The following is a 273-nucleotide window of genomic DNA, read 5'->3' as shown; positions in this document are numbered from 1 at the left end:
GGTGTGCTCCCCGCGCAGGCGGGGATGAGCCGTTCGGGCTGGGCGCACGCAGGCACTCATGGAGGTGCTCCCCGCGCAGGCGGGGATGAGCCCGATAACTTCACGGCCCTGTTCCAAGCGCAGGCGTGCTCCCCGCGCAGGCGGGGATGAGCCCGCGGCCGAGAAGCCCTTGACGGCCTTGATCGCGTGCTCCCCGCGCAGGCGGGGATGAGCCGGTGACGCGCATAACCGGTGACTTAAAACTGGTGTGCTCCCCGCGCAGGCGGGGATGAG

At 70.7% G+C, this 273-nt stretch carries 1 CRISPR repeat array.

Annotated features, from left to right (window positions below):
- Positions 1-3 precede the first annotated feature (3 nt).
- A CRISPR array of direct repeats spans positions 4-273; the repeat unit is 26 nt; unit sequence GTGCTCCCCGCGCAGGCGGGGATGAG.

The sequence above is a fragment of the Corynebacterium sp. HMSC074A01 genome (assembly GCF_001831515.1).
Classification (GTDB): domain Bacteria; phylum Actinomycetota; class Actinomycetes; order Mycobacteriales; family Mycobacteriaceae; genus Corynebacterium.
This window is presented reverse-complemented; position numbering and strand designations above follow the sequence as displayed.